The sequence below is a fragment of the Streptomyces avermitilis MA-4680 = NBRC 14893 genome (genome assembly GCF_000009765.2).
GTDB classification, from domain to species: domain Bacteria; phylum Actinomycetota; class Actinomycetes; order Streptomycetales; family Streptomycetaceae; genus Streptomyces; species Streptomyces avermitilis.
Window position 1 is genome coordinate 7,376,368 of the sequence record NC_003155.5, and the last position, 11,596, is coordinate 7,387,963.

Annotated in this window: 11 protein-coding genes; 6 read left to right on the forward strand and 5 right to left on the reverse strand. The window is 70.4% G+C overall.

Annotated elements, in window-relative coordinates; all coding sequences use genetic code 11:
- Window positions 1-25: 25 nt before the first annotated feature.
- The 5 genes from lspA (at window position 26) to SAVERM_RS31600 (ending at window position 4,730) form a co-directional block, all read left to right on the forward strand.
- Entirely contained in the window at window positions 26-628 is a 603-nt protein-coding gene (gene lspA, locus SAVERM_RS31580) for a signal peptidase II (RefSeq protein ID WP_010987533.1), read from the forward strand.
- An 84-nt stretch (window positions 629-712) separates the two neighbouring features.
- Complete coding sequence (locus SAVERM_RS31585) at window positions 713-1,657, forward strand: RluA family pseudouridine synthase (protein ID WP_010987534.1); 945 nt, start codon at window positions 713-715, stop codon at window positions 1,655-1,657.
- On the forward strand, window positions 1,654-2,121 hold the full coding sequence (locus SAVERM_RS31590) for a GNAT family N-acetyltransferase (protein ID WP_037646773.1): 468 nt from the start codon (window positions 1,654-1,656) through the stop codon (window positions 2,119-2,121). Before SAVERM_RS31585 ends, SAVERM_RS31590 begins: the two co-directional genes overlap by 4 nt.
- 67 nt (window positions 2,122-2,188) lie before the next feature.
- Window positions 2,189-3,775 (forward strand): Na+/H+ antiporter, encoded by a 1,587-nt coding sequence (locus SAVERM_RS31595; protein WP_037646922.1) that lies wholly within the window; start codon window positions 2,189-2,191, stop codon window positions 3,773-3,775.
- Between the two features lie 214 nt (window positions 3,776-3,989).
- Window positions 3,990-4,730 carry an SDR family NAD(P)-dependent oxidoreductase gene (locus tag SAVERM_RS31600; RefSeq protein WP_010987537.1) on the forward strand — a complete coding sequence of 247 codons (741 nt, stop codon included), beginning with the start codon at window positions 3,990-3,992 and terminating at the stop codon, window positions 4,728-4,730.
- Between the two features lie 123 nt (window positions 4,731-4,853).
- On the opposite strand, the gene SAVERM_RS31605 is transcribed toward SAVERM_RS31600, so the two are convergent.
- Complete coding sequence (locus SAVERM_RS31605; RefSeq protein WP_010987538.1) at window positions 4,854-5,957, reverse strand: mechanosensitive ion channel family protein; 1,104 nt, start codon at window positions 5,955-5,957, stop codon at window positions 4,854-4,856.
- Window positions 5,958-6,076: 119 nt separating this feature from the next.
- Here SAVERM_RS31605 and SAVERM_RS31610 point away from each other — a divergent pair, with 119 nt between their 5' ends.
- Window positions 6,077-6,646: a dienelactone hydrolase family protein gene (locus SAVERM_RS31610; protein WP_010987539.1), complete on the forward strand. Its 570-nt coding sequence runs from the start codon at window positions 6,077-6,079 to the stop codon at window positions 6,644-6,646.
- A 97-nt stretch (window positions 6,647-6,743) separates the two neighbouring features.
- Here the strand turns inward: SAVERM_RS31610 and SAVERM_RS31615 are convergent, their stop codons facing one another.
- The 4 genes from SAVERM_RS31615 to SAVERM_RS31630 all read right to left on the reverse strand — a co-directional run bounded on the left by SAVERM_RS31615 (window position 6,744) and on the right by SAVERM_RS31630 (window position 11,490).
- Window positions 6,744-8,405: an alkaline phosphatase D family protein gene (locus SAVERM_RS31615; protein ID WP_010987540.1), complete on the reverse strand. Its 1,662-nt coding sequence runs from the start codon at window positions 8,403-8,405 to the stop codon at window positions 6,744-6,746.
- A gap of 98 nt (window positions 8,406-8,503) precedes the next feature.
- On the reverse strand, window positions 8,504-9,343 hold the full coding sequence (locus SAVERM_RS31620) for a thioredoxin domain-containing protein (RefSeq protein ID WP_010987541.1): 840 nt from the start codon (window positions 9,341-9,343) through the stop codon (window positions 8,504-8,506).
- Between the two features lie 66 nt (window positions 9,344-9,409).
- Window positions 9,410-10,096 carry a hypothetical protein gene (locus tag SAVERM_RS31625; protein WP_010987542.1) on the reverse strand — a complete coding sequence of 229 codons (687 nt, stop codon included), beginning with the start codon at window positions 10,094-10,096 and terminating at the stop codon, window positions 9,410-9,412.
- Between the two features lie 68 nt (window positions 10,097-10,164).
- Entirely contained in the window at window positions 10,165-11,490 is a 1,326-nt protein-coding gene (locus tag SAVERM_RS31630; protein ID WP_010987543.1) for a DUF2252 domain-containing protein, read from the reverse strand.
- Window positions 11,491-11,596 lie beyond the last annotated feature (106 nt).

The window sequence follows — 11,596 nt, forward strand, 5'->3', positions numbered from 1 at the left end:
CAGGCACCTAGGTTGAGGGACTCACGTGGCAGAGGCGGAGCGCATCATCGGTACGCCGGATATCCCAGAGGCGGCGGGAGCCGAACCGGAGCAGGCCGACGGTGAGAGTGGCGGTGCCGGTGCCGGCACCGAGCGGCCCAAGGGCAGGCGCCGGATCGCCGTCCTGTTCGCCGTCGCCGCGCTCGCGTACGCCTTCGACCTCGTCAGCAAGCTGATCGTGGTCGCGAAGCTGGAGCACCACGCGCCGATCGAGATCATCGGGGACTGGCTGAGGTTCGAGGCGATCCGCAACGCGGGTGCGGCCTTCGGCTTCGGCGAGGCCTTCACCGTCATCTTCACGGTGATCGCGGCGGCCGTGATCGTGGTGATCGCCCGCCTCGCGCGCAAGCTCTACAGCCTGCCCTGGGCGATCGCGCTCGGGCTGCTGCTCGGCGGTGCGCTGGGCAACCTCACCGACCGGATCTTCCGCTCGCCCGGTGTCTTCGAGGGCGCGGTCGTCGACTTCATCGCGCCCAAGCACTTCGCGGTGTTCAACCTGGCGGACTCGGCGATCGTCTGCGGCGGCATCCTGATCGTGCTGCTGTCCTTCCGCGGGCTCGACCCGGACGGGACGGTCCACAAGGACTGACGGTCGTGAGGCACTGACGGTCGTGAGGCACGGATGTTCGAGCTCTGGTCAAGTGGTGTCGGACCTGTCCGGCATACTCGACGGGTGAGCACGATTCCCGAGATCCGTACCCTGCCCGTGCCGGACGGCCTGGAGGGCGAGCGCGTCGACGCCGCCATTTCCCGCATGTTCGGCTTTTCCCGCACGAAGGCGGCCGAGCTGGCCGCGGCAGGCAAGGTGCTGGTCGACGGCACGGTGGTCGGCAAATCCGAGCGCGTGCACGGCGGCGCCTGGCTCGAGGTGGAGATGCCGCAGGCCCCCGCGCCCGTGCAGATCGTCGCCGAGCCGGTCGAGGGCATGGAGATCGTGCACGACGACGACGACGTGCTCGTGATCGTCAAGCCGGTCGGCGTGGCCGCGCACCCGTCGCCCGGCTGGTCGGGCACGACCGTCATCGGCGGCCTCGCCGCCGCCGGGTACCGGATCTCCACCTCGGGCGCCGCCGAGCGCCAGGGCATCGTGCACCGCCTCGACGTGGGCACGTCGGGCCTGATGGTGGTCGCCAAGTCGGAGTACGCGTACACGTCGCTGAAGCGCCAGTTCAAGGAGCGCACGGTCGACAAGCGCTACCACGCGCTGGTGCAGGGCCACCCCGACCCGACCAGCGGCACGATCGACGCGCCCATCGGGCGTCATCCGAACCACGACTACAAGTGGGCGGTCACGGCCGAGGGCAAGCCCTCCGTCACGCACTACGACCTGATCGAGGCGTTCCGCGCGGCCTCCCTGCTCGACATCAAGCTGGAGACCGGGCGCACCCACCAGATCCGCGTCCACATGTCGGCGCACCGCCACCCGTGCGTGGGCGACCTGACGTACGGCGCCGACCCGACGCTCGGCAAGCGACTCGGCCTCACCCGCCAGTGGCTGCACGCGGTGCGCCTCGGCTTCGAGCACCCCGGAGACGGCGAGTGGGTCGAGTTCGCCTGCGACTATCCCGCCGACCTCCAGCAGGCTCTGGACAAGGTGCGGGAGGAAAGCTACGCATGAGCGCGGCGTACGAGGTGCGGGTCGCGGAGGGTACTGCCGACCGTGAGGCGTGCTTCGCGGTCCGCAAGGAGGTCTTCGTCGTCGAGCAGCGCGTCCCGCAGGACATCGAGTACGACGCGTACGACGCCGGAGCCGTGCATGTGCTGGCGGTCCGGGACGACGGGGTGCCGCTCGGCACCGGGCGGCTGCTGCACGGGGAGGCGGCCGCCGCCAAGACCGACGGCGACCTCACCGTGGGCTCCCTCGGGCGGCTCGCCGTGACGCAGGACGCGCGCGGCCTGGGTGTCGGCGCGGCGCTGGTCCGCGCCATCGAGGACGCGGCACGCGCGCGTGGCCTCGCGGCGGTCGACCTGCACGCCCAGACCCACGCCCTCGGTTTCTACGAGCGGCTGGGGTACGTGGTGTACGGACCGGAGTTCCTCGAGGCGGGGATACCGCATCGGGCGATGCGGCGCACGCTGTAAGGAAACCGCCCGTGGCACGCTGGACGTCTGGCCTTTCTTGATCGCCTAGACCGCCGGAGTGCTGACCGTGGATCAGTTGGCCCTGTTGTTCGTGCTTCTCCTCGGGGCCGTGGTGAGTGTCCCGGTGGGAGACCGGTTCGGGCTGCCCGCGCCGGTGCTGATGACGCTGCTCGGGATCGGCCTCGCCGTGGCGGACTTCGTGCCGAACGTGGACATCCCGCCCGATCTGATCCTTCCCGCGCTGCTGCCGCCGCTGCTCTACGCCGCGGTGCGGCGGACGTCGTGGAGACAGTTCACCGCCAACAAGCGCCCGATCTTCCTGCTGGCTGTGGCGCTGGTGTTCGTCACCACGGCGGTCGTGGCGCTCGTCGCCGGCGCGATCGTGCCGGGGCTGCCGATCGCGGCCGCCGTGGCGCTCGGTGCGCTGGTCGCGCCGCCCGACCCGGTCGCGGCGACCGCCGTCGCGGGGCAGCTGGGGCTGCCGCGGCGACTGGTGTCGATCCTGGAGGGCGAGGGGCTCTTCAACGACGTCACGGCGATCGTTCTCTACCACGTCGCGATCGCCGCCGCCGTCAGCGGAACGTTCTCCCTGCCGAACGCCGTGCTCGACCTGGTGCTGTCCGCCGTGGTCGCGGTCGCCGTCGGGCTCGCGCTCGGCTGGGCCGCGAACAGGCTGATGGACCTGCTCGACGACGTCACGCTGCAGATCGGTCTGACGCTGCTGGTGCCGTACGCGTCGTACGTCCTGGCCGAGGAACTGCACGGGTCCGGGGTGCTCGCGGTGCTCACCACCGCGCTGTTCCTCGCGGAGTACGCCACCGACGCGGACGACGTGATGACACGGCTCGCCGGGCACACGTTCTGGAACGTGGTGGACACCCTCGTCACCGGTGTCGCGTTCGGGCTGATCGGGCTCGAACTGCACAACGCCCTCAGGACGGCGTCCGGGCGGTGGGGCGAGATGCTGGGCTGGGCGGCGGCGATCGTGGCCGTGGTGGTGCTCGTACGGCTGGCGTATCTGCTGCCGGCGACCTGGCTGACCAAACGGCTGCACGCGAAACGGGACTACGACGAGGAGATCCCGACCTCGTGGCGCGAGACCGTCGTGATGTGGTGGGCCGGGATGCGGGGGGTGGCGTCCGCGGCCCTGGCGCTGGCCATTCCGCTGAAGATGGACGACGGGTCGCCGTTTCCGGACCGGGACGAGATCGTCTTCATCGCGTTCGGAGTGATCATGGGGACACTGGTGTTGCAGGGGCTGACGCTGCCGTGGCTGGTGAAGAGGCTGGGGGTGCGGGCCGACACGGGGAGCGAGAAGGCGTTCGAGAAGGCGTTGGCCATTCGGGCGGCGAAGGCGGCGAAGCGGCGGCTGCGGGAGATCGAGGACGTGGAGGAGTTGCCGGAGGAGCTGTCCGAGCAGTTGTTGCGGCGGGCGTTCGACATCGGGGCGCGGATCAGTCCTGATCTGGGGGACGAGGAGCGGCGGGAGGCGCACGAGCAGCGGGTCCGGCGGATGAAGAGGGTGCGGCGGATTCAGGGGGAGATGATGAGTGCGGCGCGGCATGAGGTGCTGGCCGCGCGGAGCGAGCCGGGGGCGGATCCGGAGATTGTGGACCGGGTGTTGCGGCATCTGGATGTGCGGAGTTTGCGTTGAAGTGTGTTCTCCCACCCGCGCACCGCCCGCTTCCAGCCGGTTGACAGGTGCGGGTCTCCCGTGGGGGGTGCGGCGGCGACTGCGGGTCGTGGGGGGAGTGGGCGGTGGTGTTCGTTGTGGGATGTGGCTCGGGGGCGGGGCGTCGTTGTGGCGTGTGTGTGGCGGGGGTGTAACTCCGAGGGCGGTTTTCGGGGGTGCTTTGTACGATTCGGTGATGACTCGCAACGTGGTGATCAGCGGTGGTGGTACGGGGATCGGGCTCGCGGCGGCCCGGGCTTTTGCCGGGGACGGGGACCAGGTGCTGCTGCTCGGGCGGCGGGCGGACGTGTTGGAGAAGGCGGAGGTGCCGGGCGCGCTCACCTACGCGGCCGACCTGAGTGATCCGCACGGCGTGCGCGGGGTCGCGGAGTTCGTCGCGGCCGAGTTCGGCACCGTCGATGTGCTCGTCCACAGTGCCGGAGGGGCCGGGAATCTGGAGCCCAGGACGGAGACCGACGACCCGCTCGAAGCCGTCGCCCACAACTGGACCGTGAACTTCCGGCTCAACGTGCTGACCGCCGCGCTGCTCACGGAGGCGTTGCGGGAGCGGCTCGCCTCGCCGGGCGGGCGGCTGCTGTTCCTCAGCTCCATCGCCGCCTACCGGGGGTCCGGGAGCGGGGCGTACGCGGCGGCCAAGGCCGCGCTGCATCCGTACGCCTTCGATCTGGCGCGGGAGTTGGGGCCGCGGGGCGTCACCGTGAACGTGGTGGCGCCCGGGTATGTCGAGGACACCGGGTTCTTCGGCGGGGAGATCGAGCAGGCGCGGCGTGAGCGGCTCGTCGCCGAGACCTCGACCGGCCGCGCGGGTACGCCCGGCGACATCGCCGCGACACTGCACTGGCTGGCGTCACCGGGCGCCGCGCACATCACCGCACAGGTGATCCAGGTCAACGGAGGAGCGGAACGCGGGCATTGAGCGCACCGGACTGCCCGCGGCCCGTCCCTCCGTGGACCTCCGTCCCTCCGTTGTCCTTTGACTGCCGACTGCCGACTGCCGACTGCCGACTGCTGACTGCTGACCTCGGGCCGCTGCCCGCGGTCAGCCCCGGCCCGTTCTCGGCGGCTCGAAGGCCCGGTGGGCCACGCCGTCCCGGGACGCGGTCCTGCCCGGCGGCACGACCGCGTCCGCCGTGTTGACGCGCGGCAGCGCGTAGGGGTGCTGCTCCGTCAGCCAACGGACCATCTGTTCACGGACCGTGACGCGCACCGTCCAGATGTCGTCCGCGTCCTTCGCGGTCACCAGGGCGCGCACCTGAATGGTGGTGGGTGTCGTGTCCGTGACCGCCAGGCCGTAGTCGCGGCCGTCCCAGGCCGGGCACTCGCGCACGATGTCCTGGAGCTTCTTGCGCATCTCCTCGACGGGCGTGGAGTGGTCGACGTGGAAGAAGACGGTGCCGGTCATCTGGGCGCTGCCCCGCGACCAGTTCTCGAAGGGCTGGGCGGTGAAGTACGAGACCGGCATCGTGATCCGGCGCTCGTCCCACGTCCGTACGGTCAGGAATGTCAGCGTGATCTCGTCGACCGTGCCCCACTCGCCGTCCACCACGACCGTGTCACCGAGCCGCACCATGTCGCCGAACGCGATCTGCAGTCCGGCGAAGAGATTGGCGAGCGTGGACTGGGCGGCGACACCGGCGACGATGCCCAGGATGCCGGCCGAGGCCAGCAGCGAGGCGCCGGCCGCCCGCATCGCCGGGAAGGTGAGCAGCATCGCGGCGACGGCCACCACGCCCACGATGGCGGAGACCACCCGCTGGATCAGCGACACCTGGGTGCGCACGCGGCGGACCCGGGCGGGATCGCGGTGGGCGGCCGCGTAGCGCCAGTACGAGGTCTCGACGATCGCCGCAGCGATGCGGACCACCAGCCAGGCCGTCGAGCCGATGAGGACGAGCGTCAGAGCCCGGCCTATGCCGATCCGGTGGTCCTCCAGCAGCTTCGCCTGGTCGTACGACCCTCTGAACAGGGCCGAGCACAGCACGAGCTGGAACGGCACGCCGCCGCGGCGCAGCAGGCCCCACAGGGGAGTCTCATGGTGTCGGCCGTCGGCCCGTCGCAACAGCTGGTCGACGGCCCAGCCGACGACCAGCGTGAGTACGAGCGAGCCGCCGACGACGATCAGCGGTCGCAGTACGTTCTCCATGCCTGCGAACGTAACCGGCCTGGCGGCCTCATGAACCTGTTTACTCTGCCCGGTCCGGGGTATCGCCGCAGGCCGGGTCGTCCGTCCGGGGTGCCGGTCCGGGCTGGCACCATGGCCTCATGAACATCATGCTCTTTCACTCGACCTACGGGTTGCGGCCCGCGGTGCGCGCCGCGGCGGACCGGTTGCGCGCCGCGGGACACGAGGTGTGGACGCCCGACCTCCTCGAGGGGCGCACCTTCGAGACCGTGGAGGAGGGCATGGCTTTCTGCGACGGGATCGGCAAGGACGAGCTGCTCAAGCGCGCGGTCCTGGCCGCCGCGCCCTACTCGGAGCGTGGCCTGGTGTACGCGGGCTTCTCGCTGGGCGCCTCCATCGCCCAGACCCTGGCGCTCGGCGACGAGAAGGCCCGCGGGCTGCTGCTCCTGCACGGCACGTCGGACATCGCCGAGAGCGCGTCGGTGGACGAGCTGCCGGTCCAGCTGCATGTCGCCGAGCCCGACGCGTTCGAGACGGACGACTGGCTGGGCGCCTGGTACCTGCAGCTGCGGAGAGCCGGGGCCGACGTGGAGGTCTATCGGTACGCGGGTGCCGGGCACCTCTACACCGACCCCGACCTGCCCGACTACGACGCGGAGGCGGCCGAGGCCACCTGGAAGGTGGCGCTCGGCTTCCTCGACAGCCTCTAGACGGACGTCATAGATGTAGCGGATGTCACAGACGTAGCGGACGTCGCGAATGTAGCGGACGTCACAGACGTAGCGGACGTCGCGCATGTAGCGGACGTCACACCGGATCGTACGTCCGCTCCACCTTCTGCGTGCCGCTGCGCGTGCGGTACGAGCGGGCCCAGGACGAGGTCGCGTTCGGGTCCGTGCGGTCGGAGAGCACGTAGTAGTCCATCTGCGCGCGGTCGGCGGTGATGTCCAGGACGCCGTAGCCGTGCCGGTCGGTGTCGACCCAGTGGACGTGCCGGTTGGCGGCGCGGATGAGCGGCGCGGCCACGGCCGAGACGGTGCCCTCGGGGACCTTGACGATGTCGTCGAGGTTGTCGGAGGTGACCGACGTGACCACGAACTCGGTGCCGGCCGACGCGGACAGCGGGTACGTACCGGCGTCGAACGGCACGTCGTTGGCCCACGCCATGTGGATGTCGCCGGTCAGGAAGACCGTGTTGCGGATCGCGTTGTTCCGCAGGTGGGCGAGGAGTTCACGGCGGTCGTCCGTGTAGCCGTCCCACTGGTCGGTGTTGAGGGCGATGCCCTCCTGCGGCAGCCCGAGCAGCTTGGCGAGCGGCTTGAAGAGGTCGGCGGAGAGCTCACCGATGGCGAACGGCGAGATCATCACCGAGTTGCCGACCAGCCGCCAGGTGGTGTCGGACGCCTTGAGCCCCGCCTTCAGCCAGTCGAGCTGGACCCGGCCCGTGAGCGTACGCTCCGGGTCGTCGACCGTGCCGCTGCCCGTGGACGCCTGCTGCGAGCGGAAGGACCGCAGGTCGAGCAGCGAGAGGTCGGCGAGCTTGCCGAAGCGCAGCCGCCGGTAGGTGGTCCCCTCGATCGCCGGGCGGACCGGCATCCACTCGAAGTAGGCCTGTTTCGCGGCGGCCTGACGTGCCGTCCAGGTGCCCTCGGCGCCCTCGGTGTGGTTCCCCGCGCCGCCCGACCACGCGTTGTCGGCGAACTCGTGGTCGTCCCAGATCGCGACGACCGGCGCCTTGTGATGCAGGGCCTGGAGGTCCGGGTCCGTCTTGTAACGGCCGTGCCGGGTGCGGTAGTCGGCGAGGGTGAGGATCTCGTTGGCGGGGGCGTGCGGGCGTACGACCTTGCCGCGGGCCGCGTACTCGCCGGACTTGTACTCGTAGATGTAGTCGCCCAGATGCAGCCAGGCGTCCAGGTCGCCGCGCGCGGCCAGGTGGCGGTACGGGGAGAAGTAGCCGGCCTCCCAGTTGGCGCACGAGACCACGCCGAAGCGCAGACCGGCCACGCCCGCGTCGGCGGCCGGGGCGGTGCGGGTGCGGGCGACGGGCGAGTCGGTGCCGCCGGCCGAGAAGCGGAAGAAGTAGTCCGTGGCCGGCTGGAGGCCGCGGATGTCCGCCTTGACGGTGTGGTCGGAGGCGGCGGTCGCGGTGGTGGAGCCCTTGGCGACGATCGCGGTGAACGTCTTGTCCTTGGCCACCGTCCAGCTCACCTCGGTGTCGGGGCCGAGCCCGGAGCCGGGTATCGCCTCGGCGGTGGGCGTCACCCGGGTCCACAGCAGGATGCCGTCGGGGAGCGGGTCGCCGGAGGCCACGCCGTGCAGGAAGGCGGGGGTCTCGGTGGCCGCGCGGGCGGGCAGTGCGGCGGCGAGCGGCCCGGCCAGGACGGCGGTGGCGGCCGCGGCCTTGACGACCGTACGGCGGCGCGGCGAGAACGTATGGGCGGTGTCGGATGATCTGTGTCGACTGGTCACGAGCGATCAGGTTACTGATCAGTATGAGCGAAGAGCGGGTGAACTCGTAAAAGTTCGCCCGCTCTTCGTTCGTCAGCCGCCCAAAAAGGCGCCGTGGCTCAGGCCTTGAGCGCCTTGTCGATCGCCGTCGTGTACTCGGCCACCGACATCGGCGCGTTCTGGCCGTCGGAGCCGGTGAGCTTCTTGCCGTCCATCTTCAGGGTCGGTGTGCCGGTCACGCCGCTCTTGTCGAACTTCTGCGACATGACCAGCGCCCACTTGTCGTAGGTGCCGCCCGTCACGGCCTTCTGGAACGCCTTGTTGTTCTTCAGGGCGTCCACCGTGTTCGCGACCTTGATCAGGTAGTCGTCGCTCTTGAACTTGTCGTCGGTCTCGTCCGGGTGCCACTTCGTCGAGTACAGGGCGGTCTTGTACTCGAGGAACGCCTCGGGGCTCACGTTCAGCGCGGCGCCCAGAGCGCTGAGCGCGTTCTTGGAGCCCTCGCCCTGGTCGCTGTTGTCGATGAACGTGGCACCGATGTACTGGACCTTGTACGTGCCGTCCGCGATGGCCTTGTCCACGGTCGAGCCGACGGTCTGCTCGAACTGGGCGCAGACCGGGCAGCGCGAGTCCTCGTACAGCTCCAGCGTCTTCTTGGCGTCGGCCTTGCCGAAGACGACCGTGGTGCCGTTCGTGCCCGTGGTGTTGGCCGGCTTGACGAGCTTGTCGTTCTTGGCGGCCTCCCAGTAACCGGGCTTGTTGTTCTGGACGACGAAGTAGCCGATGCCGCCGGCGACGGCCAGGACGGCGACGAGGGAGCCGGCGACCATGCCCTGCCGCTTGACTTTGTCGCGCTTGGCCTGGCGCTTGACTTTGTCGCGCTTGGCCTGGCGCTCGCGCTCGACGCGCAGCCGCTCACGGGCCGCCGTCTTCGCCGCCTGGCTGTTCCGCTTGCTCATAGTGGTGATCTCCATGTGGGACGCGCACAGGTCGTACGCGGGATACGTATGGGGGACTGCTGTCGCTCAGGCGAATACGGCCGAGCGAGGCGGTCCACGCCGTCCCAGGGAGTGCACGAACAGGCGCGTACGGACGGTGGAGATCCGGCGCGCGGGGCGCGCCGGCCGGCGTACCGGAGTGAGTCGTACGGTCACCGCGCTGACCGCGAGCAGCAGCGGCCGGAACGCGCTCACCGCCGCCGCGCGCAGCAACTGGGCCAGGGCGCGCTCGCCGCGGCGCAGCCAGGCGGCCGCCAGCAGCCCGGTGCCGACGTGCGCGGCGAGCAGCAGCCAGGCGGCGGCCGGGTCGGCGTGTGCGAGCAGGACGGCGGCGCGGTCGCTGCCGCCGCCGGTCACCCGGGCGAGCGGGGCGCCGACGCCGTTGCCGCCGCACAGCACGTCGAGGCCGACCGAGCGCAGCGGGCCCGCGACCGGGCCGCCCACCTTCCCGTAGCAGACGTGCTGCCCCATGGTGAAGACCGTGTCGGCGGCCAGCTCGAGAGGGACCAGCAGCGCGGCGATCTTTCCGAAGCCGCGCTCGCGGCCCGCCAGCGCGTACGCGACGACGAAGACGGTGCCCGCGATCGCGGCCACGGTGGACAGCGGCAGCGGCACCCGGGACAGCAGTACGTGCGACGTGGTGGAGAGCGTCACGACGACTGCGGTGAACAGAGCCGCGCGAAGGGCTCTGAGGTGGGTCCCGGATATGTCCATAGCGCTGGAGAGTGTGCCACGTACCGCTGTAGGAGACCCCTAAAGGGTCCCTGTGAGTCGACGCCGGCCTACAGGCCCGGAATCCGGCCGTTGCGGAACAGGTCCACGAAGATCTGGTGGTCCGCACGCGCGCGTGCGCCGTACTCGTGCGCGAAGTCCACCAGGAGGCCCGCGAAGCCGTCCTCGTCGGCCGCGACGGCGGCGTCGATGGCACGCTCCGTCGAGAACGGCACGAGGGACTGCCCGGACAGGTCGTCCGCCGCCGCGTGCATGGCGGCCGTGGCCCGGCCGAGGTCGGCGACGACCGCCGCGATCTCCTTCGGGTCGTCGATGTCGCCCCAGTCCAGGTCCACGGCGTACGGCGAGATCTCGGCGACCAGCTGACCCGCGCCGTCCAGCTCGGTCCAGCCCAGCCAGGGGTCGGCGTGCGCCTGGAGCGCGCGCTGCGAGATCACCGTGCGGTGGCCCTCGTGCTGGAAGTAGTCGCGGATCGAGGAGTCCGTGATGTGCCGGGAGACGGCCGGTGTCTGGGCCTGCTTGATGTAGATCACCACATCGTTCTCCAGGGCGTCGCTGTGGCCCTCCAGGAGAATGTTGTACGACGGCAGGCCCGCCGAACCGATGCCGATGCCCCGGCGGCCGACCACGTCCTTCACCCGGTACGAGTCCGGGCGGGCCAGCGACGACTCCGGCAGCGTCTCCAGGTAGCCGTCGAAGGCGGCCAGCACCTTGTAGCGGGTGGCCGCGTCCAGCTCGATGGAGCCGCCGCCCGGCGCGAAACGGCGCTCGAAGTCACGGATCTCGGTCATCGAGTCCAGCAGCCCGAAGCGGGTCAGTGAGCGGGCGTCGCGCAGCGCGTCCAGGAGGGGGCCCTCGGCGGTGTCCAGCGTGAAGGGAGGCACCTCGTCGCTCTTGGCGCCGGTCGCCAGGGCGTGGATCCGCTCCCGGTAGGCCGCCGCGTAGACCTGGACGAGCTCGGTGATCTGCTCGTCGCTGAGCGCCTTCGCGTAACCGATCAGTGCCACGGAGGCCGAGAAGCGCTTGAGGTCCCAGGTGAACGACCCCACGTAGGCCTCGTCGAAATCGTTGACGTTGAAGATCAGGCGGCCGGTGGAGTCCATGTACGTGCCGAAGTTCTCGGCGTGCAGATCGCCGTGGATCCACACCCGGGAGGTCCGCTCGTCCAGGTACGGGCCGCCCCGCTTGTCGGCGTCCAGGTCGTGGTAGAAGAGGCACGCCGTGCCCCGGTAGAACGCGAACGCGGAGGCCGCCATCTTGCGGAACTTCACGCGGAACGCGGCCGGGTCGGCGGCGAGCAGCTCGCCGAACGCGGTGTCGAAGACGGCGAGGATCTGCTCGCCGCGTTGCTCGGCGCTGAGCTGCGGAACCGACATCGCTGGGTGCCTCCTGGTGCAGGTGGTGCGTGACGTGTGGAACGGATCTTCCGTCGTCCTCCGGACGACCGGACCGCCTTTGGTCCAACGGACGAAGATACGCGGG

Coding starts and splice junctions, on each gene's coding strand:
- SAVERM_RS31590 (WP_037646773.1), top strand. CDS start 1,654: ATGAGCGCGGCGTACGAGGTGCGGGTCGCGGAGGGTACTGCCGACCGT.
- SAVERM_RS31600 (WP_010987537.1), top strand. CDS start 3,990: ATGACTCGCAACGTGGTGATCAGCGGTGGTGGTACGGGGATCGGGCTC.
- SAVERM_RS31605 (WP_010987538.1), bottom strand. CDS start 5,957: ATGGAGAACGTACTGCGACCGCTGATCGTCGTCGGCGGCTCGCTCGTA.
- SAVERM_RS31610 (WP_010987539.1), top strand. CDS start 6,077: ATGAACATCATGCTCTTTCACTCGACCTACGGGTTGCGGCCCGCGGTG.
- SAVERM_RS31620 (WP_010987541.1), bottom strand. CDS start 9,343: ATGAGCAAGCGGAACAGCCAGGCGGCGAAGACGGCGGCCCGTGAGCGG.
- SAVERM_RS31625 (WP_010987542.1), bottom strand. CDS start 10,096: ATGGACATATCCGGGACCCACCTCAGAGCCCTTCGCGCGGCTCTGTTC.
- SAVERM_RS31630 (WP_010987543.1), bottom strand. CDS start 11,490: ATGTCGGTTCCGCAGCTCAGCGCCGAGCAACGCGGCGAGCAGATCCTC.